Raw genomic sequence first — 24,268 nt, forward strand, 5'->3', positions numbered from 1 at the left:
GGACTGCGGCGGGGCGCGGTGCGACCGTCCCGGCGACCGGGCGGGGGTGGGGGCGTCGACCGGCGGCGCGGCGCGGGCCGCCGGATGGTGCCGATAGCGAGCGAGGCCGGCCGGGTGGCGCGTCGCGCCTGACCCGTCGGCCTCTTTTCCCGTCGACAACGGGGGTTTAGTGTGGGGACGGGGGAGGGCAACCCCCGTCCCCACCTGTGATGCAGACACGCACGTCCGAGATTGGCGTCCGATCGTGCATGTCGCGCGGGAGCCGGGCCACGCGAGTGGCTCTGGTTCCACCTCCCTCCGTGCCGGTGGGCGATGGCTGACGGCGGCGTCCGGGCTGGCCCGTCGTCAGCCTCTGGCTGGCGCGTTCCGGGCGCAGAACGCCTGGAACGATCTTCTTTGTGCATCTCGGTCGATGGAAGCGCTCCCATCGGCGATGCAGCGACTGTAACGCCCGTCACGGCTTTGTGAAAGCCCCTAAACGAGATCGAAACATGGACGTGTCTGAGCGGCGTCCTGCTTGTCGTGGGAGCGCTTCCATGGCACACTGTCGAATCAACGCAGCAGAGCCAGAACGCGCGAGCGTGGGCCGCCCAGGGCAACCGGTTCGTCCGGTGCGGCGCCCCATCCCCGGCACGGCCGGGTCGACCCCTTCCCCGGGCGCTTCCGTCCCCCCGCGTGCCTCGTCGACGCGTGGAGGCGCCCCGCCGGGACCCGTACGGTCCCGGCCTGGTCCGAGGAGACACCGCGCACATGAGACTCCTGGCAAGACGTCGCCGTACGGCGATGCTCGCCGCCACCACCCTCGCCATCGGCGGGATCGCCCTGCCGGCCGGTGCCGCGCAGGCCGCCCCCGCCTGCGACGTGGTGTACGCGACGAACGACTGGGGCGGCGGCTTCACCGCCAACGTCACCGTCAAGAACCTGGGCGACGCCGTGAACGCCTGGACCCTGAAGTTCACCTTCCCCAACAGCACCCAGCGGCTCACCCAGGGCTGGTCGGCCAAGTGGAGCCAGTCCGGCAGCGAGGTGACCGCCACCAACGAGTCGTGGAACGGCAGCCTCGGCACCGGCGCCTCCACCACGATCGGCTTCAACGGCGCCTACACCGGCAGCAACCCGAAGCCCACCGGGTTCACCCTCAACGGCGTGGCGTGCAACGGCACCCCGGCCAACCAGCCGCCGACGGTCTCCCTCGGCCTGCCGACCGGCCCGTTCCAGGCGCCGGCCGACGTGCCGCTGACGGCCACCGCCAGCGACCCGGACGGGACCATCAGCAAGGTCGAGTTCTACCGCAACGGCCTGCTGGTCAACACCGACACCACCGCGCCGTACGCCTACACCCTGCAGGGCCTGCCCGCCGGCAGCTACACCGTGCAGGCGAAGGCGTACGACAACGCCAACGGCGTGGCGGGGGACGAGAAGTCCTTCACCGTCAACCCGGCCTCCGGTCCGGTGCTGGTGGCCACCCCGTCGTCGGTCAGCGTGGCCGAGGGCGGCAGCTCGTCGGTCAACCTGAAGCTCAGCGCCGCGCCGACGGCCAACGTACCGGTGACGCTCACCCGCACCGGTGACACCGACATCACCGTCTCGCCGGCCTCGGTGACGCTCACCCCGACCAACTGGAACACCGGGGTCACCGTCACGGTCGCCGCCGCCGAGGACGCCGACACCCTGGGCGGCACCGCCACCATCACCGCCTCGGCCACCGGCGTCGCCCCGCTCGCGATCACCGCCACGGAGATCGACAACGACACCCCGGGCGGGGACAACGCGTACATCAAGAAGTTCCTCGACCAGTACGGCAAGATCAAGAACTCGGGGTACTTCAGCCCCGAGGGCGTGCCGTACCACTCGGTCGAGACGCTGATCGTCGAGGCCCCCGACCACGGCCACGAGACCACCTCGGAGGCGTTCAGCTTCTGGCTCTGGCTGGAGGCCCAGTACGGCCGGGTCACCCAGAACTGGGGCCCGTTCAACAACGCCTGGACGGTGATGGAGAAGTACATCATCCCGTCGCACGCCGACCAGCCCACCGCCGGCGCCCCGGGCACCGCCCAGTACGCCGCCGAGCACAACCTGCCCAGCCAGTACCCGTCGGCCCTGGAGCCGTCGGTGCCGGTCGGCCAGGACCCGCTGCGCGCCGAGCTCCAGTCCACCTACGGCACCGGCGACATCTACGGCATGCACTGGCTGATGGACGTCGACAACACGTACGGCTTCGGCCACTGCGGCGACGGCACCACCAAGCCGGCGTACATCAACACCTTCCAGCGCGGCACCCAGGAGTCGGTGTGGGAGACCGTGCCGCAGCCGTCCTGCGACACGTTCAAGCACGGCGGCCAGTACGGCTACCTCGACCTGTTCGTCAAGGAGTCCAACGCCCCGGCCAAGCAGTGGAAGTACACCGACGCGCCGGACGCCGACGCCCGCGCCGTGCAGGCCGCGTACTGGGCGCTGACCTGGGCCAAGGCGCAGGGCAAGGAGGCCGACGTCGCGGCGACCGTGGCCAAGGCCGCCAAGATGGGTGACTACCTGCGGTACGCGATGTTCGACAAGTACTTCAAGAAGATCGGCAACTGCGTCGGGCCGACCACCTGCCCGGCCGGCAGCGGCAAGGACTCGGCGCACTACCTGATGTCCTGGTACTACGCCTGGGGTGGCGCGTACGACCCGCAGCAGAACTGGTCGTGGCGGATCGGCTCCAGCCACAACCACTTCGGTTACCAGAACCCGCTCGCGGCCTGGGCGCTGACCAACGTGCCGGAACTCAAGCCCAAGTCGCCGACCGCGGTCGCCGACTGGCAGAAGAGCTTCGACCGGCAGCTGGAGTTCTACACCTGGCTCCAGTCCGCCGAGGGCGGCATCGCCGGTGGCGCCACCAACAGCTGGGACGGCGCGTACGCCCAGCCGCCGGCCGGCACCGCCACCTTCTACGGCATGTACTACGACGTCGACCCGGTCTACAACGACCCGCCGTCGAACCAGTGGTTCGGCATGCAGGCCTGGTCGATGCAGCGGATCGCCGAGCTGTACCTGCAGACCGGCAACGCGAAGGCCAAGGCGCTGCTGGACAAGTGGGTGCCGTGGGCGATCGCCAACACCACCGTCGGCGCCAACTGGTCCATTCCGTCGGACATGAAGTGGACCGGCCAGCCCAACAACTGGAACCCGACCAGCCCGCAGGCCAACACCAACCTGCACGTCGAGGTCACGGTGAAGGGCCAGGACGTCGGCGTCGCCGCCGCCTACGCCCGGACCCTGATCGCGTACGCCGCCAAATCCGGCAACGTGGCGGCCAAGGACACCGCCAAGGGCCTGCTGGACGCGCTCTCCGCGGCCAGCGACGCCAAGGGCGTGTCGACCACCGAGAAGCGCGGCGACTACAAGCGCTTCGACGACGTCTACAACGCCGCCGACGGCCAGGGCCTCTACGTCCCGGCCGGCTGGACCGGGAAGATGCCGAACGGTGACGCCATCGCCGCCGGCAAGAGCTTCCTGGACATCCGGTCCTTCTACAAGAACGACCCGGACTGGCCGAAGGTGGACGCCTACCTGAAGGGCGGCCCGGAGCCGGCCTTCAACTACCACCGGTTCTGGGCCCAGGCCGACGTCGCCATGGCGTACGCCGACTACGGCAACCTCTTCCCCAACGGCTGAGGCGACTCCTCCGGACGGGCGGGTGCCCCCGCCCGTCCGGGAGGCCGACCGGGCCTGGGGGAACGGAGGAGCCCGGTCGGTGGACGGCCTGACGCCCACGGTCAGGCCGGGTGGACCGGCCGTTCCGGCCGACGCAGCGGAACGGTCGGTCCACCACCGAAGTCCAGAATCGAGCGCGGCGCGAAAAAGCCGGGAAAATTTGGCCCGCCACGGGATCACACGTGGGGCGCGGACGGAGTAACGTCATTCACCGGAGAGGCCGCTCCCCCCGTGGCGGCCTCTCTCCTAATTTCCCGGTCCGCCGTCCGATCCGCCGGGCACGACCGGATGCCGCAGCCCCGGATGCCCGGCCGGCAGTGACCGTCGGATGACCAGCCAGCTCACCGCCAGGGCCGCCGCCACCAGCGGCCAGGTGAGCGCCACCCGAGCCACCACCAGCGGGACGACCTGCCCGGCCAGCCAGAGCGGCAGGAAGACCGCCACCCGCAGCAGATAGGTCGCCGCCCACACCCAGCTGCCCCGGGCGTACGCGCGCCGCAGCGCCGGGTCGCGCCGCCAGCGGCCCCGCTGCCCGAGCGCCGTGCCGACGACCACCCCGAGCAGTGGCCAGCGCACCACGATGCTGACGATCCAGGCCAGCGCGCTCGCCGCGTTCGACACCAGTTGCAGCAGGAAGAAGTCGCCGGCCCGGCCGGTGCGCAGGGCGACCAGCGCGGCCACGCAGACCGCGAGGAGGCCGAGCAGCACCGAGCGCGGCCGGTCCCCGCGCCGCAGCCGCCAGCCGGCGACCGCCGCGCCGGTCAGCACCGCCGCCACCACCCCGCCCCAGAGCCCGGCGGCGAGCCAGCCGACGGCGAACGCCACCGGCGGCACGGTCGCGTCGACGGCCCCACGTCTCCCGCCGAGCAGGTCCGCCAGGGACTCCGTGGTCGACTGGTCGGCGGGCGGTGTCCGTTCTGGTGCGGTGCCGGTCACGTCGCCTCCTGCCGATCCGGGAGTGGTCCCGGCTGCACGCTACCGAGCGGCGGCACCGTCGCGGCCGACCGACACCGCCCGCCTCCGGCCCGGGGTCGGCCGTCCGCTCTCCCTCCGCCGCGACGCGGATCAGCGGAGCCCCCCCCCGGAACGCCGGTCGGGCCGCTCCCGGTCTCCCACGGCCCTCCGCTTCCCTTTGCTCTGCAGCCACCGACGCAGCAGGCGACGCATGGTGCCTGCTGCGTGGATGGCTGCAGAGCAAAGGGTCCACAGCGGGGTGCCCGGGCCGGGCCGATCGGGTCGATCGGCTCGGCTCAGGAGTGGGTGACCGAGAGCGCGTAGATCAGCGTCTGGCCGTAGTTGGTCTCGCTGCACGGCGAGGAGTTGGTGCAGTTCGCCTGGGTGTACGCGCCGGCCTTGAAGTAGGCCCCGGAGAAGCTACGGGTGATGGTCGCCTGGAGTACGTCGTTGTAGTAGACCTTGACCTGCCCGCCGCTGACCACGAATTTGCCCCGGTAGCGGGTGCCCAGCTGGTAGCTGCTGGTGACCAGCTTGTAGTGGGCGTTGTCGCCGTTGGTGACGTAGAGGTCCGTGCCCTCCAGCCGGAACACCGTGATGTCGTCGTTGGCGTCGTGGATCTGCGCGCCGACCAGGTGCGGCTTGGTCGCCGGCAGGGCGGTGAACGCCTCCTCGAACGTCATCGTGTGGGTGCCGGAGGTGGAGGACCAACTCGCGTTACTGGCGCCGTTGGCGGTCATCTCGCGCAGCTCGGAGCGGGGGTAGCCGGAGCCGCTGGTGGTGGTGCCGTTGACCGGCGCCCGGAACTGCACGGCCGCGCAGGAGGCCGCGGTGACGAACCAGGGGGAGGAGCGGAAGCCGTCCAGCGTGGGCTGGGTGATCTCGTCCGGGTCCTCAGCCGGCCCGGTGGGCAGGGTGATCTTCCAGTTGGTCAGGTTCAGCACGTCGGCGGGGACGGCGCAGCCGCCGCCGTCCGCCCCGTAGACCCGGGTCTCGGTGATGCTGGTCCAGTCGTTGACCGTGTTGCCGTAGCCGACCACCCGCACGTACCGGGCCGTGCGGTCGGTGAAGTCGTAGGTCTCCAGTTGGAGGCTGGTGCCGCTGCTGTTGCGCTGGCCCACCACGGTGGTCCAGGAGGCGGCGTCGGGCGAGGTCTGCACGGCGAAGCTGCTGGTCCGTTCGTTGCCCTTGTACCAGGCCAGGGCGATCGAGCCGACCGTGGTGCTGGCGCCGAGGTCGTAGCGGATCCAGGAACCGGAGCCCTGGGCCGATCAGCGGGTGGCGAGATCACCGTCGAGGGTGTTCGCCGGGACGTTGCCGTCGTCCGAGCTGGCGATCACGCCGCCGACCGGCAGGCTGGTGGCGGCCGAGGCGGGAGGAGCGGCGGCCAGGCCGGCGGTGAGGAGCGCCAGCGGTACGGCGACTGCGAGGGTACGTCGCATCGGTGTCCTTCGCGGAGAAGTTCCTGTATGTGAGCCAGGTCGCACTGGCGTCGGGTGAACATAAGATCCGCCTTTGTCGCCGTCAATGCCTCGGAGGCAGAAAACATCCTGAGTGGCCGGTCAGTTCGGGAAGACGGCGGCCCGGCCCGAGCGGAACCGGTCGCACCCCGCTACGGTGTGCGGGTGCGGGAGACGGCAAGGGGTTGGACGGCAGTCTGGTTGGTCGTACTGGCCCTGGTCCAGACGGCTGCGTTCCTGGTGGTGTGGCGGTTCGCCCTGCACACCGAGCTGGGCCAGTGGCTCGACACGGTCGCGCTGACCGGCAACCGGATCGGGCAGGACACCATCGACGGGCCGGTGAACACGATCCTCAACGCCATGTCGGTGGTGTCGTTGCTGGTGGCCACCGCCGTGATCGGCTTCATCGCGCTGATCCGGGGTCGCAAGGCCCTCGCGGTCACCGCCACGCTGCTGATCGCCGGTGCCAACGTCAGCACCCAGCTGCTCAAGTACGTCCTCACCCGGCCCGACTTCGGGGTGGACCCGGAACGCGCGGCGGCCGGCAACAGCCTGCCCAGTGGGCACACCGCCATCGCCGCCTCGGTCGCGGTGGCGCTGATCCTCGTCCTGCCCCGCAAGGTGCGGGTGCTCGGCGCCTTCCTCGGCGTGGCGTACGCGGCGGCGGCCGGCGTGGCCACCCTCTCCGCCGGCTGGCACCGGCCCAGCGACGCCGTGGCGGCCTTCCTCGTGGTCGGGGTCTGGGCCGCGCTGGCCGGTCTGGTGCTCCTGGTCTTCCAGCGCGAGCGGGCCCAGTTCTCGTCGGCCGACTCGCACCGGGTCGCGGTCGCCGTGCTGGCCGTCGGCGGCCTGCTCGCCGTGGTCGCCTGCGGGCTCGCCCTGACGTGGCTGCTCGGCTACCGCGACATCGCCGCGGCCGAACTCGGCCGCCGGCCCCTCTTCGTCGGGTACGCGGGCAGCGCGGCCGGCATCGTCGGGACGATGGCGCTGGTGGCCGCGCTGGTCCTCACGTCGGTCCACCGCCTGGTGCCCCGCGTCAAGGGCTGAGCAGCGGTGGCCGGTCGGGTCTGACCGGCGGTGGCCGGTCGGGTCTGATCAGCGGTAGTAGGTGCCGACCGTGGTGCCGCTGGCGATCTCCCGCTCCTTGAGCGCCCGGTGCACGTCGGCCGCCTGCGGGGTCTCCGGCAGCTCCAGCGGCCGGTCCAGCGCATAGAGGCGGAAAAAGTAGCGGTGCGCCTCCTCGCCGCGCGGGGGCTGCGGCCCGCTCCAGCCCCGCTCGCCGAAGCTGTTCGGCCACTCCTGGCTGCCCGGCGGCGTGCTGCCCTCGGGGACCTCACCCGACTCGGGAGAGATGCCGGTGACCAACCAGTGCAGGAACGGTTCCCGGCCGGCGTCCGGGTCCTCGACGAGCAGGACCAGTTCCTCCGCCGAATCCGGTACGTCCGCCCACTGCAACGGCGGTGAGACGTTCCCGCCGTCCCGGGCGAAACGTCCGGGCAGCAGGTCGTGATCGGTGAACGCGGTGCTGCGCAGCATGATGCCCGCCATCTCGGCGCCCCCTTTCGTCGCCGGCCGCGTACCCGGTGCGCCGGCGAGGAAACGACCGGGGCCACCCAGCCGGACGGGCGAGGGCAGCGGAGGCGGCGCGAACGGCGCCATCGCGGAGACCAAGGGCATCAGTCGCGATATGACGCAGAGGCATAAATATGCCTAGGAGTCATATGGCTCCCCGGGCAAGGTGTGCCGCTGCGGCGGCCCGGTCAGGCCGGCTGGCCGACCAGGCCGGCGAGCTCAGGCACGCCGACACGGGCGACCGTGAGGCGTGCCGTGTACTGCCGTGTCACGCCGGGCGACCGTGAGGCGTGCCGTGTACTGCCGTGTCACGCCGGGCGACCGTGAGGCGTGCCTGCACTGCCGTGTCACGCCGGGCGACCGTGAGGCGTGCCGTGCGCTGCCGTGTCACGCCGGGTGGCCGTGAGGCGTGTCGTGCCGTGCCGTGCCGTGCCGAGTAACCGTCGGCCGTGCGCAGGGTCAGTCGCCCGCGCGGGCGGTCGGGGCGGTGCGGCGCAGGTGGTCGAGGACGATCGGGTCGATCCGGCCGGGCACGAGCCGCTCCTCCAGGTTCTCCACGCCGGCCCAGGAGCCGAGCGCGTCGTCCAGCCCGGCGGTCCCGACCGGGTGGCCGGCGGTGCCCAGCAGCGCGGCGACCTCGTCGGCGAGCGGGCCGGTCAGGTCGAGCAGGGCGGCCGGATCCGGCTTGCCGAAGAGCAGGGTGTGCGTGGCGAGCAGCCGGCCCAGCTCGGTCACCGGGTCGGGATGGTCGTCCACCCGCAGGTCGACCAGGGTGTCACCGGTGCCGGCGTACCCGCCGTGCCGCTCCACCACCAGCAGGCCGGCGCTCTGCCGGCCCCGCCGGTCGCCGCCGGCCCGGTCACCGGCGTGCAGCGCGGCCAGCAGCCGCTGCGGGAACGGCAGCTCCCCGCCGCCCAGCCACGCGTCGCGGACCGCGTCGACGACCTGCGGGCCGGCCAGGATGTTGCCCTGCACCGCCCAGCCGTCGCCGGCCTGACCGCCGGCCCACGGGTGGCAGCGCGGCCCGGTCCAGGTCGCGCCGTCGCCGGTCGCCGCGACCACCCCGAGCTGCCGGTCGTCCCGGCCCGGGTCGGCGGCGACCAGACCGGCCACCACGTCGGCGGCGGCAACGCCGGTCCGCAGCAGCGCCAGCCCCTGCGACCGGTACGCCAGGTTGACGTGCGCCTGGGTCGCGACGGCGCCCACCTGTGCCTCGGCGGCCGGGACGAGCGCACCGGCGGCGAGGAACTTGCTGGCCACGGCGACACCGTGCAGGAGCCCGTCCGCTGACCGGGCGACGATCGAGAAGGTCATTCGCGGATGCTAGTCCTGGGGTCGACCGGTCGGCACCCCCGGCGTGGCCCGGGGGTGTGGCCGGCGTGTCGGACCCCGCGTGGTGGCGGCGACGGGCCGGGACGGCGGGTCGACCGGGCCGGCGGGTCGATGGGGCCGGCGGTCAGAACGGTGGGGCGGCGGCCTCGGGCGGGCGGCCCCAGGCGCGGCGGGCGTCGGCCACCGCCACGGCGAGCAGTACCAGGGCGGCCGCCCACGCCGACGCCAGCGGCGCCACGTGGAGCAGCAGCGGAGTCAGCCCCAGCAGCACGAGGAACCCCACCCAGCGCGACGGGGAGACGCGGCCGAACACCTCGTACTCGAAGCGGGCCCGGCCGGCGAGGAAGATCGCCGGGCCGCCGAGGATCATGGCGATCCACGGGATCTCGCCGTGCCCCGTCGGGTGCTCGTTGACCAGTTCGTAGCCGATCGCGGTGGCGACCACGCCGACCACCATCACCAGGTGGGTGTCGGCGGCGGAGCGGCCGATCGTGGCGGGATGGGCGGCCCGGCTGACCGCCTCGCCGAGGATCTGTCCGGCCCGCTGGACGTAGATCCGCCAGAGCAGCACCGAGGTGACGACCGCGGCCGCGAAAGCCGCGGTCCTGGTCAGGCTGGTCGGGTCCCGGCTGTACGACACCCCGGCGACCAGGATGGTCTCGCCGAGGGCGACGAGGAAGAACTGCTGGTACCGCTCGGCCAGGTGCTCACCGTGGATGTCCCAGCGGGAGACGGTCGAGCGGCCCAGCCCCGGCACCGGCCAGCCGAACCGCTGCGCCAGATACTCCAGCACCAGCGCGGTCAGCCAGAGCACGACCCGGGGGTCGGTGGGCAGGAACGCCCCGACGATCCAGAGCACGCCGGTGGCGCAGAAGGTGATCAGCATGCGCTGCTTCAGCCGCCGGTACTGCGGGCGGTGCAGCGCCAGCAGCAGAATCCCCGGCCGGCTCACCTGCGCCACCACGTACGCGACCGCGAAGGGGAGCCCGGTCGCGCTGAACGCACGGGGGATCGCCACCCCCATCACCATGCTGCACACCAGCGCGGTGATCACGATCGTCTGCAACCAGATGTGGTACGGGTCGTAGCGGCTGGTGGTCCAGGCGGTGCCCTGCCAGAGCGCCCAGAGCGCGAGGAGCAGGATCAGGGTCTTGCCGCCGCCGGTGAGCGCCCGCCACACGCTCGCGTGCCCCGGCTCCAGGGCCAGGTCCTCGAAGGCGCGGGCGCCGATCCGGGTCAGCGCGAAGACGTACACCAGGTCGAAGAAGAGTTCCAGGAAGGTGGCCCGGCCCCCCTGGTCCTCGGGCAGCAGGGCGGCCGGCTCGGGGGTCCTCACCGTCGCCTCCCACTCTCGGTCCGGCCCACCTGGCAGTCGTAACACTCTTTCCGGGCGCAGCGGTGCACAACGCCCGGATCGGCGCGACCGGGACCGATCCGGATCTTGCTCCGGGCGGCGGCGAGCGGGCACGATCGACCGGTGACCAACCGATGGGGAATGACGGTGCCGCTGAGCGGGATCCCGCTCGCCGACCACGCCGCGGTCTACGCGGCCCTCGACCGGGCCGGCTTCACCGACGTCTGGTCCTCGGAGGTGGCCGGCACCGACGCGTTCACCCCGCTGACGCTCGCCGCGGCGTGGCAACCGAGACTCCGCCTCGGCACCGCGATCACCCCGGTCTTCACCCGGGGACCCGGGCTGCTGGCGATGACCGCCGCCGCCCTCGCCGAGACCGCCCCGGGCCGGTTCGCCCTCGGCATCGGCGCCTCCTCGCCGGTCGTCGTCCGGGACTGGAACGCGGTCCGCTTCGACGAGCCGTTCCGGCGTACCCGGGACGTGCTGCGGTTCCTCCGCGCGGCGCTGCGCGGCGAGACCGTCGACGAGGTCTACGACACCTTCACCGTGCGCCGGTTCACCCTGGAACGCCCGCCGGCCGTGCCGCCGCCGGTGCTGCTGGCCGCGCTGCGCCCCGGCATGCTCCGGCTGGCCGCCGCCGAGGCCGACGGGGTGATCCTCAACTGGCTCGCCGCGCAGGACGTGCCCCGGGCCGTCGCCGAACTCGGTGACCGCCGACCCGGCTTCGAGGTCGTCGCCCGGATCTTCGTCTGCCCGACCGAGGACGCCGGGCACGCCCGCGCGCTCGGCCGCCGGCTGATCGCCGGCTACCTCACCGTCCCGGCGTACGCCGCCTTCCACCGCTGGCTCGGCCGGGAGGCGTCACTCGGGCCGATGTGGGCCGCGTGGGCGGCCGGGGACCGGCGGGGCGCCGCCGCCGCGGTGCCCGACGAGGTGGTCGACGCGCTGGTGCTGCACGGTTCGCCCGAGCACTGCGCCGCGCAGGTCCGCCGCTACGCCGACGCCGGGGTGGACGTACCCGTGATGGCCCTGCTGCCCACGCCCGAACTGGCCACCGGCGGCGCGGCGGCCCTGGCCGCTCTGCTGCCCCGCCTCGGCGTCGCGGACACGGACGCGGACGGGAGCTGACATGAACCTCACCGACCGGGTGGCGGTGATCACCGGCGGCGCGGGCGGTATCGGCTCCGCCCTGGCCCGCCGGTTCGCCGCCGAGGGCGCCGCCGCCGTCGTGGTGGCCGACCTGGCCGCCGACGCGGCCCGCGCGGTGGCCGAGGGCATCGGACCGGTCGCCCACGGCGTCGGCCTCGATGTCACCGACCCGGAGCAGGTCCGCGCCCTGGTCGCGGAGACCGAGCAGCGGTACGGCCGGATCGACCTCTTCTGCGCCAACGCCGGCGTCGCCACCGGCGGGGGAGTGGACGCGCCCGACGCCGACTGGGAGCGCGCCTGGCAGGTCAACGTCCTCGCCCACGTGCACACCGCCCGGGCGGTGCTCCCCGGCATGCTCCGACGCGGCGCGGGACACCTGCTCTTCACCTGCTCGGCGGCCGGGGTGCTGACCGCCGTCGGCGACGCCCCGTACACCGCCACCAAGCACGCGGCGGTCGGCTTCGCCGAGTGGCTCGCCATCACCTACCGGGACGCCGGCATCCGGGTCAGCGCGCTCTGCCCGCAGGGCGTCGACACCCCGATGCTCGCCGACGGGCTCGCCGCCGGTCATCTGGGGGCGCGGGTGATCGCCGCCTCGGGCGCGGTGCTCACCCCCGACCAGGTCGCCGACGCCACGATCGCCGGGCTCGCCGAGGAGCGCTTCCTGATCCTGCCCCACCCGGAGGTCGCCGCGTACGCGCGCCGACGGGCCGAGGACCCCGACGGGTGGCAGGCTGGCGTGCGCAAACTCGTCCGCAGACTGCGTGCCGCCGGTCAGTAGGAGCTGTCTCCGTGACCGGCCGCGTCGCCGTAGGTGCTGTTCTCCACATCGCGGCGGAGTAGCGGTCGGTCGGATCGGTGCCACGTTCGAAGGTGTCGCGATGCGAACTGGCTGCATCGTGGTCTGGACGGGCTGCTGACTCGCTCGATGAGTACGACTGTCCAATATGCGGTGAGCCGCCTGACATAGTCCGCACGAGATGCTCAGGACCCTTGCGGTCGGCCGCATCCGCCTTCTGAGGCGACATACTGATGCCCCCGCCGGGGACCTACGCATTACGAGATCAAATTGCTCGCCCCACTGACCTGGGTTGCACAGGCCCCTAGCAGCGGAAACACCTCGCGCCGCTCCCTCGCCGTCGGCCAACCTCTGGCGGGCTAGATGCGGATCGCTCGTTGAACTGAAGGTCGGCGCTAGTACTCCGCCGGCAAGTCGTGAAACCACCGCCGAGACGATGCGGGCACCAGCAACAGGCCAACGATGACTGCTGCACCAAGGATCTGCAGCAGCCCTGAAGCATCGGCCTTAGTGATCGCGACAACGCCGTACACGACGCTGGCGGTCGCGAGAACGGTTGTCCAGAACCGGGCCCGCCCGCTACCACGCCACAAGCCGTAAGCCAACGCTAGGAGAAGAAGCACCCCTATTAGCTCGGTGGCGATGGATGGACCACTCCCAAACATCATCGACGCCGACAGCGCGGCTGCCACGAGCAAAATCACTGAGGCGGCGGCGACCGGCACAGGAACGCGTCGCTGACTCTGCTCGATCATCGGCTCATGGTAGGCATCGTTCGCCCGGTCCACTAGGCCACTGATCGTCGGCATCGACCAGGTGGTGAGTCGCGTGCCAACAGCGAGCCTGGCCCGCTTCGGACTTACCGGCTCTGCCGACGGCAGCAGGGGTAGCGGGTTCCGGGTCTTGGCGGATCTCCTCGTCGGGCAGTTGCAGACCGTCCGGGGAGGCTAGTAGCCCTTGCGGGGCCGACGAGGGGATCCGCAGCGGCATCTCTGAGGAGGGCCGAGGTTCGGGGCGGAGCCGCGAGGTCCTCAAAGGTCTTGTCGCCCGTCAGCCTGCCGGCCGGCCCGGCCGATGCCGGCCGAAGGCCGCCAGCAGGCCAGGGCCGGGCCGGCGCCGCCTTGATCTGATGAAGCGCAATTCGGCAACGCACACCGCGAAGGGCCTCTCCTCCGTCGGCTGATGTGCGACTTTCCGTCCGCCAACTGATCTGGGACGCCTCAGAACGCCGACCACGGCGGATCCGGGTCGCGGCCTCGCTCTTGCCAGTCGGGCCGGATCGGGTGCTGTGGTTTCCGGGCCGTTCGGCAGCTCGCGTCAGCGGTGCAGGTCGGGATTGTGCTTGTGCGGGACGGGATCTGGGTGCTCCCGTGCCCACTCCACCACCCGATCTGTCAGCCGGTCGTACGGCGCGTCGTCTGTCTCTGGCATGTCGACGTTCAGCAGTCTGGCGACGTCTCGATCGATCTGCTCAGCGATAGCCGGCGCGAAGAGGCCAGAGGCGACCAGGGTGTCTCGCAGAAAGCGGGCGAGAATCTCGTGACTGTCGTCCCAGTTCACGTTGCCGTTACGGTGTGCTTCGTCGCGCAGCTTCTCCACTGCCCGGATCAGCTCGCCTTGTACGGTCTTCGCCTGTCCACTGCGCGGCACGTACGTCTGCCAAAGATGGCGGGCCTCTTGGAAGTACTGCATGCTGGGAGGCTACTGACAGCGATGCGCCCGTGCGTACGTCGTCCGCTGGCCATTGCCGGGTGTCCTCCGCGTGGTGAATCTCGTAGATCTAGATAGGCGACCCAGCGACCTGCCCGAGTGGGCTCTTAGCAGCGGAAACGCCTCTCGACATCTCTCACCACTCCCCGCCTTCGCCGCCTCCGCCAGCCGTTCCGCACGGGTCACGGGTCGGCGGCGGCGACGGGACCGCGCGACCACGCCGGCCGTGGTCGTCGTCGCGAGGACGAGGGCGGCCAGCGCGGTGAGCAGCCAGCTCCCAATGGACGCCCGCATGGTGGGGGCGGCCAGCGGACGTCAGGGACGCCAGCGCAGTGGACCCGGATGTACCCGCCAGAGCAACCGTCGCCACCACGGGCGGGCCGAGCGCAGCACCGAGACGTACCCCTCGGCCACCGCTGCCGCCCGATCCGCCTGCGCCAAGGCGGCCGTGCCCGGAGCGAAGGCCACCTGGTTGAGCAACCCGGCCAGCTCGCCCACGTCGGCGGCCGGCCCGTCGGCCGGCCGGGTGCCGTCGGCGGCCAGCGTCGCCCGGGCCTCGGCGACGGTCCGGCGGGCCCGCTCGGCCACCTCGGCCGCGGCGAGGTCGTCGCCGACCGGATGGCCGGCCAGCCGGAGCGCGTCGGTGACCTCCCGCCACGCGCCGGCGATGCGCTCGCCGGGGTCACCCCGCTCCAGCCGGGCCCGGGTCAGGTTGCGGCGCAGCGTGCCCAGCACCAGCAGCAGCCCACCCACCACCAGCACCAGCCCACCCACCCCGCCACCCACCAGCACCGGCGTGGCGAGCCCGGCGTCGCGCCGCGTCGGGCCGGACGACGCCCCGGCCGGCGGCGTCGCCGTCGGCTCCACGGTCGGCTCCGGCACCTCCGACGGCGGCGGGTCGTCCGGGGTGGGCCGGAAGTCCTCCTCCACCGGCCGGGGTTCCTCGTCGGGCCGGGGCATCGGGTCGAACGGCACCCAACCGACCCCGTCGAAGAGCACCTCCGGCCAGGCGAACGCGTCCGCCGCCCGGACCGGACCGTCCCCCTTGGGCCGGAAACCCACCACCACCCGGGTCGGCAGGCCGGTGAGCCGGCCCAGCACCGCGAACGCCGCCGCGAACTGCTCCGACGTGCCCCGCTGCCCACCCCCGGCGCGCGGCCCGAACAGGAAGAACGCCAGGTTCGGGTACGCGTGCCCGCTCGGTGCGTCCGCGGTGACCCGGTAGTGCTCGGCGAGGAACTGCTCGATCGCGGCGGCCCGGGCGTACGGGGCGCCGTTGGACTCGGCGAGCTGGGCGGCCAGCCGGCGCAGCGGCTCCGGCACCCCGTCGGCGACCCGCAGCTCCCGGGCCACCGCGTCGCCGGCCGGCACGTTCGCGGTGGCCAGCAGGTTCCCGTCCGGACGTTCCCGCGCCGACGTCACCGCGTACCGCAGCCCCGCAGTGAGCCCCTCCGGTCGGATCAGCGTCCCGGTCGCCGGGTCGTACGCCGCCCGGGCGCCGGTCACCTCGCGCGGGGTGGCCACCGCCGGCAGTAGCCGCCCGGTCAGCTCCGCCACGGTGATCTCCTGCCGGACCGTGTCCACGGTGGTGCCCGGCGCGGGCTCCGACAGCGGCAGCACCCGCCCCGCGTTGCGGTACGTGGCGCCGACCCGCCAGGTCACCCCGTCGTAGTCGCTCAGCACCGCCAGCCGGATCCGGACGTCACCCCCGCCCCCTTCGGTGGTACGCACCTCCAGCAGCTTCTGGTCCGGGTTCAGCGCCCAGCCGGAGATCCGGATCAGCGGGTTCTCGTCCAGCGACTCCACCCGCGGCGGCTCCACGTAGCGGCGGGGATCCACCGGCCGCTCGTCCACCCGACCGGCCAGCGCCGGACCGAGCAGGGCGGCCAGCCCGACCACCACCGCCAGCCCGGCTGCGGTGGCCGCCGCCAGGCGCAGCCGCACCGCGGCGCGTACCGCCGGGGCGAGACCGGCCGTCGGGTCGACCGAGGCCGCGTCCTGCCGGCCCGGCACCGCCAGCCCCACCGCGGCGACCGCGGCGAAGGCCACCGCCGGCCAGACCGCCGGCTCGGCGTTCGGGCCCACCACGTAGAGCGCCCCGGCGAAGAGCAGCGCCGGCGGCAGGTAACCCAGCAGCACCCGGCCCGCCCGCAGTGCCACCTCCGCCCCGGCCAGCCCGGCCAGCCAGGCCGCCACCACCGGCACCAGCACCGTGTCCGGGGCCGGCTCGACCGGGATCATCGCGGTCAGCAGCCGGGGGACCGCGTTGCGCGCCGCGTCCCCGGCCACCCCGGCCAGGCTGCCGGGCAGCTCGGCGTGCGCGGCGGCCAGCCGCAGCGACAGCGCCGTCCACCCGGCCAGGGCGAGCACCGACAGCGGCGCGACCAGCCACGACGGCAGCCGCCGGGCGGCCACCCCGACCAGCACCGAGCCGACCGCCGCGCCGACCATCAGCCGGGTCAGCAGGTCATCGGCGTACACCCGGCCCAGCACCACGCCGGCCAGGGAGATCATCGTGACCAGGGCCAGCGGCACCGGGACCGCGCGCAGCGCGCCGAGGCCCCGCGCCCACGCCGCGCGGCCGGCGTTCGGTGCGGGCCCGGTCACCACCGGCGGATCCCGTCCCACTCGGCGGCGAACTCCGCGCCGTCGGTCGCGTCCAGCAGCACCAGACCCGCCCCGCCCGGCGGCGTCCGGTCGGTCGCGCCGAGGACCGCCACCACCACCGACGGGTACGTCCCCCGCAGCGCGCCCACGTACCCGAGGTCGGCCCGGCCACCCGGCCCGGTCAGGAAGACCAGCGTGTCGCCGAGCCGCTCCTGCCGCCATCGGTTCACCGCCGTCGGCAGCACGTCCTCGCCGCCGTCGGCGAGCCCGACCGCGGCCAGCCGGTCCAGCGGCGGGCCGCCGCCCGCCGGGTCGACCGGGTCCGGCGCCACCAGCAGCAGGGTCACCGGCAGGTCTTCCCGGACGGCGGCGGCGACCACCGAGGCGGCGGCTTCGCAGCCGGCCTCGAAGGACTCCGCCACCCCGGCCGTCCGGCCCGGGTGCGCGGCGGCGCGGTTGTCCAGCACCACCACCAGTCGGGGCAGGCTGGTGTCCACGTTCTCCCGGACCATCAGCTCACCGACGCGGGCGCTGGTCCGCCAGTGCACCCGGCGCAGCTCGTCGCCGACCACGTACTCCCGCAGCGAGTCGAAGGTGATCGACCCGTGCGGCACCGCGTCGGTGCGGCCGTCCAGGCTGCGTCCCGCGCCCGGCGGCACCGCGCCGAGCGGGTGGATGCGCGGATGCACCCAGACCGGCACGGTGTCCCCGTACGGGCGGGCCAGCGCCACCAGCCCGAGCGGGTCGCGCCGGGTGACCCGCAGCGGGCCGATCGGCACCACCCCGCGGCGGCGGGTCGGCACGTCGTAGCGGACCGTGGTGTCCCGGCCCGGCCGCAACCGCAGCAGCGGCACCGGCACGGCGACGGCGCCGCAGCGGTCCTCGGCGACCAGGTTCGCCGCCCGCAGCCGACCGGTGTTCCGCACCGTCAACGTCACCACGGCCGGCTCGCCCCGGGCCACCCGGTCCGGGTCGGCGCTGCGGGTCACCGCCAACCGGGGTCGCCAGGCGGCGGTGACCAGGGCGTATCCGACGGCGACCCCGGCCGCCGCGCCGAGCACGGTCAGCTCCGGGTACGCGAACCGGAACCCCGCGCCGAGCAGCACGACGGCGGCGACGAGCAGCCCGACGCCCCGGGCGGTGATCCTCACGGCTCAGCCGCGCACCGGGGCGGGCTGGCCGGACGGGAGCGGCACCGGCACCGACGCGATCGCCTGGCGCAGCACCTCGACGGCGGTCACCCCGCGCACCTGCGCGTCGGCGGTGAGCAGCAGCCGGTGCGCGAAGACCGGCTCGGCGAGGGCCTTCAGGTCCTCCGGCATGATCCAGCCCCGCCCGTCGATCAGCGCGTACGCGCAGGCCGCCCGGGTCAGCGCGATCACGCCGCGCGGGCTCACCCCGACCCGCACCTGCGGGTGGGTCCGGGTCGCGGCGGCCAGCCGGACCGCGTACGCGTAGAGCGGCTCGGCGATGTGCACCCGCCGGGCCATCTTCACCATCTCCCCGACGGTGGCGGTGTCGGTGACCGGGCTCAGCGAGTCGGGGGAGCGGAGCGTGGCGCCGCGCAGCACCTCCACCTCGACCGCCTCGTCAGGGTAGCCAACCGACAGCTTCACCAGGAACCGGTCGAGCTGGGCCTCCGGCAGGCGGTAGGTGCCGTCCATCTCGACCGGGTTCTGGGTGGCGACCACCAGGAACGGCTGCGGCACCGGGTGTCGTACGCCGTCCACGGTGACGGTCCGTTCCTCCATCACCTCCAGCAGCGCCGACTGGGTCTTCGGCGACGCCCGGTTGATCTCGTCGGCGATGACGATGTTGGCGAAGACCGGGCCGGGGTGAAACTCGAAGCCCCGGGTGGCCTGGTTGAAGATGGTCACCCCGGAGACGTCCGAGGGGAGCAGGTCCGGGGTGAACTGGATGCGCCGCCACTCGCCCTTCACCGTCGACGCGATGGCCCGGGCCAGGGTGGTCTTGCCGACCCCGGGCACGTCCTCCAGCAGCACGTGGCCCTGGGCGAAGAGCGCGGTCAGCGCCAGCCGGACCACCTGCGGCTTGCCCAGCACGACCGCGTTGACGTTCTCGGCCAGCCGGGCGGCGAGGGCGGTGAAGCCCTGCACCTCCGGCTGGGTGAGCGGTTCGTGGGTGTTCACGTGCTCCGGTGCTCCTCGACTGGGGTGGTGCGCCGTCAGCAGGTGGGCAGGACGGTGATGGTGTCGCCGCCCTCCAGGTTGAGCCAGGCCCAGGGGATGTAGTTCCGACCCGAGTACTCCACCCGCACCCACCAGGTGCTCTGCTTCTGATTGTTGTAGATCCAGGAGTCGACGTTCTCGCCCTGGATCCGGCAGTACGCCTTCAGCCGGGTGCCGGGCCTGGCCCAGCCCACCTGCTTCGGGTCGTCCTGCCGGGGCACCGAGAAGATCTCGTTGCCGTTGCGGCCGGAGACGTCCGCGTTGCAGTAGGTGCGCTGGTCGCCCGACGGCCCGTTGTTGCAGGTCGCGATGCCGTACAGCGGGTCGGTCGACTGGGTCCGGTCGGCGGTACCCTTGCCGGCCGCGTTCGTCGCCGTCACCGTCACCGCGTACGCCGTCCCCGGCGTCAGCCCGGTCACCCGCAGGCTCGCACAGCTGCCGGCGACGGTCTTCCCGCCGGCGGTCGCGGAGCAGGTGGCCTTCCCGCCGCCCGCGTCCACGGTGAACGTCACCGTCACCGACGTCGCGTCGGCGGACGAGCCGGTCACCGTCACCCGGGGCGCCGCCACGGTGCGGGCGGTGGTGGTGGCCTCCGGGCCGGGGCCGGCCTCGTTGACCGCCTTCACCTTCACCGCGACGCTCTGCCCGTCGCCGAGCCCGCCGACGGTGGCCCGGGTGTCGGTCACCTCGCTGGTCCGTCCGCCCACGTCGACCAGGTACTTCGTGACCGGGCGGCCGTTCTCCACCGCCGGTGCCCACTGCACCGCGCCGGTGCCCGGCCGGTCGGCCACCGTGGACGCCCGCAGCTCGGTCGGCGCGGCCGGCGGGGCGAACGGCACCACCGTGTTGCTGACCGGGGAGGCCGCCGACCCGGCGCCCTTGTCGTTGACGCTCACCACGGTGAAGGCGTACTGGGTGCCGTACTCCAGCTCGCCGGCGGCCACCACCAGCTCCGTCTTCGTGGACTCGCCGGCCGGGGCGTTGGTGCCGGCGGAGGTGGCGGTCACCGCGTACTTCGCGATGGTGTTGCCCTGGCCGTTGGCGGCCGGCCAGGTCACCCGCACCGTGCCGTCGGGGCGGGCCTCGGCGGTGACGGCGGCCGGCGGGTCGGGCACCGCCGCGGTCGGCGTGACCGGGTTGCTCCGGCGCGCCGGCCCGTCGCCCTTCGCGTTCACCGCGTGCACCGAGAACGTGTACGTTTCCCCGTTGGTCAGCCCGGTGATCTCCACCGCCCGCTGGTTGGCGCCCACCTCGTGCCGCTGGCCGGCGCCCTCCACCACGTACCGGCTGATCTCGGCACCGTTCGCGGCGGCGGGCCGCCAGCTCACCCGGGCCGAGGCGTTGCCCGCGGCGGCGGTGACCGCCCGCGGCGCGCCCGGCTTGCCCACCCGGGGCTTCTTCGGCGGGGGCGACGGGGCGACCGGCGGCGGATCGCCGCCGAGCACGTCGTTGGCGTACTTGTTGACCTCGCGGACCTGGTTGTGGTCGTCCACCACCCGGGCGGTCGCCGCGTTCGGGGCGTTGATGAACAGGTGGTTCTCCCGCACCTCCAGCTCCAGCGGGCCGGCGGAACCGGTGCCGGGGACGGTGTCCACCAGCTTCCCGTCGGCGTCGAACGAGTAGACCGTGCCGGTCGTCTCGTCCCCGCAGTAGAACCGCCCCGCCCAGGCCACCGCCGGGCTGAGCGCGGTGCCGCTGCCCGGCACGGTGAACTGCCGCACCTGGCCGTCCTCCGCGACGACGTGCACCCGCCGCTCACCGGGGACGGTGACCGGCACCCGCGGGCCGCTGGTGCGCGCCGGCAGGGTGCCGGGGCCGCTCATCGTCAGCTTCGCCCGCCGGGTCTGCCCGGCCCGCACCGTGACCAGCGAGGCCGAGGTGCGGTCGAGCACCGCCACGCCGTCGTCCATCGTGGAGAGCACCAGCTCGTGTGCGGGCTCCGCGACGTCGTACGTCTCGACCTGCTTCGGGCTCAGGCCCGCGCCGGGGGACGGCGCCGTGCCCGTCGTCCGGGCCGGGAGCGCGGCGGCGGTGATCGCGGAGACCGTCCCCTCGCTCGGCACCGCGATCCAGAGCCGACCCGCGCCGTCGAACGCGCCGCCGGTGATCCCCGGCGGGTAGCGGACCGGCTCACCCACCGGCGTCAGCGACCGGGGGTCGAGCTGCCGCACGATGCCCTGCACGGCGTCCACCACGAACGCCGTCTCCTCGTGCAGCACGACGTTGACCCCGAGACCGGGCGTGGTCGGCGTGGTCGCGGTGATCTGGAGGGTGGCCAGGTCCAGCGCGCTCACCCGACCGGTGTGCAGGTCCCGCAGGATCAGCAGCCGGTCGGTCTGGGTCACCTGCATCGGGTGCCGACGCGCGCCGGGCACCTCGACCCGGGTGTCGACCCGCGCGGTGACCCCGTTGACCCGGGCCAGCTCGCTGCGGCCGGTGCTCCACAACCAGGACGCGGCGTCGTAGTTGGCGACCGCGTTGTCGGCGGCGCCGAGGCCGAGGACGGTCAACCCCATGGCGGCCAGCAGCGCGGCGACCGTGCCGACGGTGACCATTCCGCCCCGCATCCGGGAGCGGCGGGGCGCGGCCGGCTCCGCGCCGGTGTGCGCGACGTCCTCGATGGTGGCCACAGCCGGCTGCCTCTCCGTCTCGGTGCGGGGAGACGGGCCGGGCGGCCGCGACCCTCCCCAGAGCCGGGAGACATCATATGGGCCGGTCCGGGGCGGGGGAACCCGCACCGTCCGCCTGTGGACACCCAGCGTGTCCGCTGTGGCGCAACGGTCAGCCCGGCGACCGGCGGCCCTCCCGCTGGGTGCAGACCTGTCCGGAGGTGGCGAAGCTGTCCGTGGAATAGACCGCCAGCACCGTGAAGCAGTAGTCCAGCCGGGCGTTCAGCCCGTTCACCGTGTAGCTGGTCTGCCCCGGGTCCACCGTGGCCATCACGCCCAGCCGCTGCCCGGCCCGACCGCCGGCCACCATGAACGGCACCCCGCCGCCGGTCGGGTCCGTCCAGGTGATGGTGATGGTGGTGCTGTCGTCGCGTAGCTTCACCTCGCCCGGGGGCGCGCCGGTCGCCTTCGGCGCCGCGCCGGTCGGTCCGGCCGCCGGGGCGGGCGCCGGGTCGTTCCCGCCCACCACCACCACGCCCGCGCCGACCACGGCGGCCACCGCGGCCACCGCGACACCGGCGGCGATGACCGCCCGGTTGCGGCCGCGCGGCGCGGGCTCCCCCGTCGGGTACGCCGGCTGCTGCGCGACCGTCGACCAGCCCGGGTACGTCGCCGCGCCGTCGAATGGTTCCTGCTGGTCGGACGCCGGCCAGCCGCCGTGCTGCCCGATCGGGCTCGGAGCAGCCCCGCTCCAGCCCGGCGTGGTCGAAGCCCACGACGAGGCCCCGCCGACCGGCGGCGACCCACCTGGCAGCCCGTCACCGAGGTGCGGCGGCACGCCCGGTTCGCCGCCGGGCACTCCGCTGGCCTGGTACGGCGCTGCCGGTGGTCCGCTGGTGGGGTACGGCGTCGCGGGTGGTCCGCTGACCTGGTACGGCGTCGCCGGTGGTCCGCTGGTGGGGTACGGCGTCGCGGGTGGTCCGCTGACGGACTGCGTCGCGGGTGGTCCGCTGGTCGGGTAGGGCGCTGCGGGTGGTCCGCTGGTGGGGTACGGCGTCGCGGGTGGTCCGCTGGTCGGGTAGGGCGCTGCGGGTGGTCCGCTGGTTGGGTACGGCGTCGCGGGTGGTCCGCTGGTGGGGTACGGCGTCGCGGGTGGTCCGCTGGTTGGGTACGGCGTCGCGGGTGGTCCGCTGACGGAGTGCGGCGCTGCCGGTGGTCCGCTGACGGGAGACGGGAAGGGCGGTCCGCTGGTCGGGGCTGCGCTGACGGGTGCCGCGTGTGGGAGCGGGGGCGCTGCCGGCGGCGGAGGGAGCGGCGGGTCCGGGCGTGGGCTGACCGGAGGAGGTGGGGGCAGCGGTGACGCGAGTGGGATCGCCGCCGGGGCGGTTGGTTCCGCCTCCTCCCGCAGCAGCGGGGCGATCTGCTGCACCGGGATCGTGGGCTTCGCCCAGCCCGGTGCGGGCTGACCTCCCTGCCCACCCGGCCTGCCCGGGCTCACCGGCGTCGTGGCCGGGACATCCGCCAAGGGGGCGGTCGTGGGCCCCGCCGCCGGCGGTGGAGGTGCGGTCGGCCGGACCGGCGTCGGCGCGGTGGCACCTGCGGGCGGAGGTGGGGCGGGGCTGACGGGTGGCGGTGCGGTGGGGCCTGCGGGTGACGGTGACGGGCCTGCCGGTGACGCGGATGCGGTGGGGCGGGGTGGGGGAGGGGCAGGGGTCGGCTCGGGGCTGCCGACGGTCGAGGGTGGGATCGTCGTGGCTGGCGGTGCCCAGGGCGACGGGTCGGGGACCGGCGCGGCGACCGGGGTCACCGGTGGTCGGGGCTGCGGCGGGACCGCGTACCCCGGGGGTGCCCATTCCGTGGCCGGCGGCGCGGGCCGGGGGGCGGGGACGACGGGTGAGGGTGGGGCCGGCGGGACGGTGTGCGGGGCACGGGGAGCGGGAACGGCCGGCAGGGACATGGTCGGCCCGGTCAGCTCCGCCTGCGCTCCGGGTGCGCTCTCGCCGAGGAAGTCGCGGGCGTTGCGTACGGCGGGATGCTCGGGACCGAGCACGGCGGGCCCGGCGGTGGCGACGCGGGTGTAGGCGCGGCGGGCCTCGTGCCGGTTGCCCAGTTCCTCCGCCACGACGGCCAGGTCGTAGCTGACCGCCAGCATCACCGGGTCGGCCTCGCCGCGCCGACGCTCCCCGGCGGCGTACGTCTCCTCCAGCACCCGGCGTGCGGCCGTCGGGTCGTCCGCCTCGTGGTGCAGCCGGGCCAGCAGGAGCGCGTTCTCCAACACCTCCTGGTGGTCCTCCCCGTACACCGGGCGGGCCGACTCGACCGCCGCTTCGAGCAGCTGGCGGGCGGTGGTCAGGTCACCGGCGGAGCGCAGGGCGAGCGCTTGCTGTTGGGCGACGCTCAGCGGGAAGGGGTCGGACACGTCAGCAATGCTGCCCGTAGTCGGTGGCCGGACGCTACCCACCGGCTGCGACGCTCCCGCCGGTCCATCGGTCGGTCCTGTCCATCACGCCGCTGACCTGCGGATATGCGCTGCAAGATCGACGCCGGTGCGGCGATGTGCATGATCCATCCGGGCCGTGTACAGTAATGCCCCGTGCGGCCCACCAGGGCGGCCGAGGGGCGGCGAGATCGCCTCCAGGCGACAGGGTAGGCTGGACGAGCAGGTCCGGGTGGCGGAATGGCAGACGCGCTAGCTTGAGGTGCTAGTGCCCGTATAGGGCGTGGGGGTTCAAGTCCCCCCTCGGACACCAAATTGCAGCATCCATGCTGTGTTTCGCGTACTGGTGGTCACGCACGCTTGACCACGCAACTCTCAGCTCAGCGACTCCCTCGATCGA

Annotated in this window: 17 protein-coding genes, 1 tRNA gene and 1 pseudogene; 5 read left to right on the top strand and 14 right to left on the bottom strand. The window is 73.7% G+C overall.

Annotation, left to right across the window (positions count from 1 at the left end):
* Window positions 1–759: 759 nt before the first annotated feature.
* On the top strand, window positions 760–3,657 hold the full coding sequence (locus ABUL08_RS03780) for a glycoside hydrolase family 48 protein (RefSeq protein ID WP_350938473.1): 2,898 nt from the start codon (window positions 760–762) through the stop codon (window positions 3,655–3,657).
* A 285-nt stretch (window positions 3,658–3,942) separates the two neighbouring features.
* On the opposite strand, the gene ABUL08_RS03785 is transcribed toward ABUL08_RS03780, so the two are convergent.
* From ABUL08_RS03785 to ABUL08_RS03795, 4 genes and pseudogenes are all read right to left on the bottom strand, one after another.
* Window positions 3,943–4,632 (bottom strand): DUF3159 domain-containing protein, encoded by a 690-nt coding sequence (locus ABUL08_RS03785; RefSeq protein ID WP_350934548.1) that lies wholly within the window; start codon window positions 4,630–4,632, stop codon window positions 3,943–3,945.
* A 314-nt stretch (window positions 4,633–4,946) separates the two neighbouring features.
* Window positions 4,947–5,594 carry a polysaccharide lyase family 7 protein gene (locus tag ABUL08_RS03790; RefSeq protein WP_377521728.1) on the bottom strand — a complete coding sequence of 216 codons (648 nt, stop codon included), beginning with the start codon at window positions 5,592–5,594 and terminating at the stop codon, window positions 4,947–4,949.
* 60 nt (window positions 5,595–5,654) lie between these two features.
* Window positions 5,655–5,900: pseudogene (locus tag ABUL08_RS30585) on the bottom strand (discoidin domain-containing protein); the annotation flags it as partial.
* A gap of 21 nt (window positions 5,901–5,921) precedes the next feature.
* Window positions 5,922–6,092 carry a hypothetical protein gene (locus ABUL08_RS03795; RefSeq protein WP_350934550.1) on the bottom strand — a complete coding sequence of 57 codons (171 nt, stop codon included), beginning with the start codon at window positions 6,090–6,092 and terminating at the stop codon, window positions 5,922–5,924.
* Window positions 6,093–6,269: 177 nt separating this feature from the next.
* Here ABUL08_RS03795 and ABUL08_RS03800 point away from each other — a divergent pair, with 177 nt between their 5' ends.
* Window positions 6,270–7,157 carry a phosphatase PAP2 family protein gene (locus ABUL08_RS03800; RefSeq protein ID WP_350934552.1) on the top strand — a complete coding sequence of 296 codons (888 nt, stop codon included), beginning with the start codon at window positions 6,270–6,272 and terminating at the stop codon, window positions 7,155–7,157.
* A gap of 48 nt (window positions 7,158–7,205) precedes the next feature.
* Here the strand turns inward: ABUL08_RS03800 and ABUL08_RS03805 are convergent, their stop codons facing one another.
* The 3 genes from ABUL08_RS03805 to ABUL08_RS03815 all read right to left on the bottom strand — a co-directional run bounded on the left by ABUL08_RS03805 (window position 7,206) and on the right by ABUL08_RS03815 (window position 10,350).
* Window positions 7,206–7,787, bottom strand: coding sequence for a YbhB/YbcL family Raf kinase inhibitor-like protein (locus tag ABUL08_RS03805; RefSeq protein ID WP_350934553.1), 582 nt, complete (start codon window positions 7,785–7,787; stop codon window positions 7,206–7,208).
* A 354-nt stretch (window positions 7,788–8,141) separates the two neighbouring features.
* Complete coding sequence (locus ABUL08_RS03810; protein WP_350934555.1) at window positions 8,142–8,996, bottom strand: DUF1028 domain-containing protein; 855 nt, start codon at window positions 8,994–8,996, stop codon at window positions 8,142–8,144.
* 142 nt (window positions 8,997–9,138) lie between these two features.
* Window positions 9,139–10,350 (bottom strand): low temperature requirement protein A, encoded by a 1,212-nt coding sequence (locus ABUL08_RS03815; protein ID WP_350934557.1) that lies wholly within the window; start codon window positions 10,348–10,350, stop codon window positions 9,139–9,141.
* A 159-nt stretch (window positions 10,351–10,509) separates the two neighbouring features.
* On the opposite strand from ABUL08_RS03815, the gene ABUL08_RS03820 reads away from it, so the two are divergent.
* Complete coding sequence (locus tag ABUL08_RS03820; RefSeq protein WP_350938476.1) at window positions 10,510–11,496, top strand: LLM class F420-dependent oxidoreductase; 987 nt, start codon at window positions 10,510–10,512, stop codon at window positions 11,494–11,496.
* A 1-nt stretch (window position 11,497) separates the two neighbouring features.
* Complete coding sequence (locus ABUL08_RS03825) at window positions 11,498–12,298, top strand: SDR family oxidoreductase (protein ID WP_350934559.1); 801 nt, start codon at window positions 11,498–11,500, stop codon at window positions 12,296–12,298.
* Window positions 12,299–12,711: 413 nt separating this feature from the next.
* On the opposite strand, the gene ABUL08_RS03830 is transcribed toward ABUL08_RS03825, so the two are convergent.
* The 7 genes from ABUL08_RS03830 to ABUL08_RS03860 all read right to left on the bottom strand — a co-directional run bounded on the left by ABUL08_RS03830 (window position 12,712) and on the right by ABUL08_RS03860 (window position 23,850).
* Window positions 12,712–13,071, bottom strand: a complete 360-nt coding sequence (locus tag ABUL08_RS03830) for a hypothetical protein (RefSeq protein ID WP_350934562.1) — start codon at window positions 13,069–13,071, stop codon at window positions 12,712–12,714.
* A 562-nt stretch (window positions 13,072–13,633) separates the two neighbouring features.
* Window positions 13,634–14,008: a hypothetical protein gene (locus ABUL08_RS03835; protein ID WP_350934564.1), complete on the bottom strand. Its 375-nt coding sequence runs from the start codon at window positions 14,006–14,008 to the stop codon at window positions 13,634–13,636.
* 333 nt (window positions 14,009–14,341) lie between these two features.
* Window positions 14,342–16,654 (bottom strand): DUF3488 and transglutaminase-like domain-containing protein, encoded by a 2,313-nt coding sequence (locus ABUL08_RS03840; protein WP_350934566.1) that lies wholly within the window; start codon window positions 16,652–16,654, stop codon window positions 14,342–14,344.
* Complete coding sequence (locus ABUL08_RS03845; protein ID WP_350934568.1) at window positions 16,630–17,784, bottom strand: DUF58 domain-containing protein; 1,155 nt, start codon at window positions 17,782–17,784, stop codon at window positions 16,630–16,632. Before ABUL08_RS03845 ends, ABUL08_RS03840 begins: the two co-directional genes overlap by 25 nt.
* 3 nt (window positions 17,785–17,787) lie before the next feature.
* Window positions 17,788–18,783 (bottom strand): AAA family ATPase, encoded by a 996-nt coding sequence (locus tag ABUL08_RS03850; RefSeq protein ID WP_350934570.1) that lies wholly within the window; start codon window positions 18,781–18,783, stop codon window positions 17,788–17,790.
* Window positions 18,784–18,818: 35 nt separating this feature from the next.
* Entirely contained in the window at window positions 18,819–21,452 is a 2,634-nt protein-coding gene (locus ABUL08_RS03855; protein ID WP_377521717.1) for a fibronectin type III domain-containing protein, read from the bottom strand.
* A 151-nt stretch (window positions 21,453–21,603) separates the two neighbouring features.
* The gene (locus ABUL08_RS03860) at window positions 21,604–23,850 is read right to left on the bottom strand and encodes a fibronectin type III domain-containing protein (protein ID WP_350934571.1); all 2,247 of its coding nucleotides are present in this window, start codon (window positions 23,848–23,850) and stop codon (window positions 21,604–21,606) included.
* 244 nt (window positions 23,851–24,094) lie between these two features.
* Here ABUL08_RS03860 and ABUL08_RS03865 point away from each other — a divergent pair.
* Window positions 24,095–24,181: transfer RNA gene (locus ABUL08_RS03865), tRNA-Leu, on the top strand.
* Window positions 24,182–24,268: the final 87 nt, after the last annotated feature.

This window comes from Micromonospora sp. CCTCC AA 2012012, assembly GCF_040499845.1.
Classification (GTDB): domain Bacteria; phylum Actinomycetota; class Actinomycetes; order Mycobacteriales; family Micromonosporaceae; genus Micromonospora; species Micromonospora mangrovi.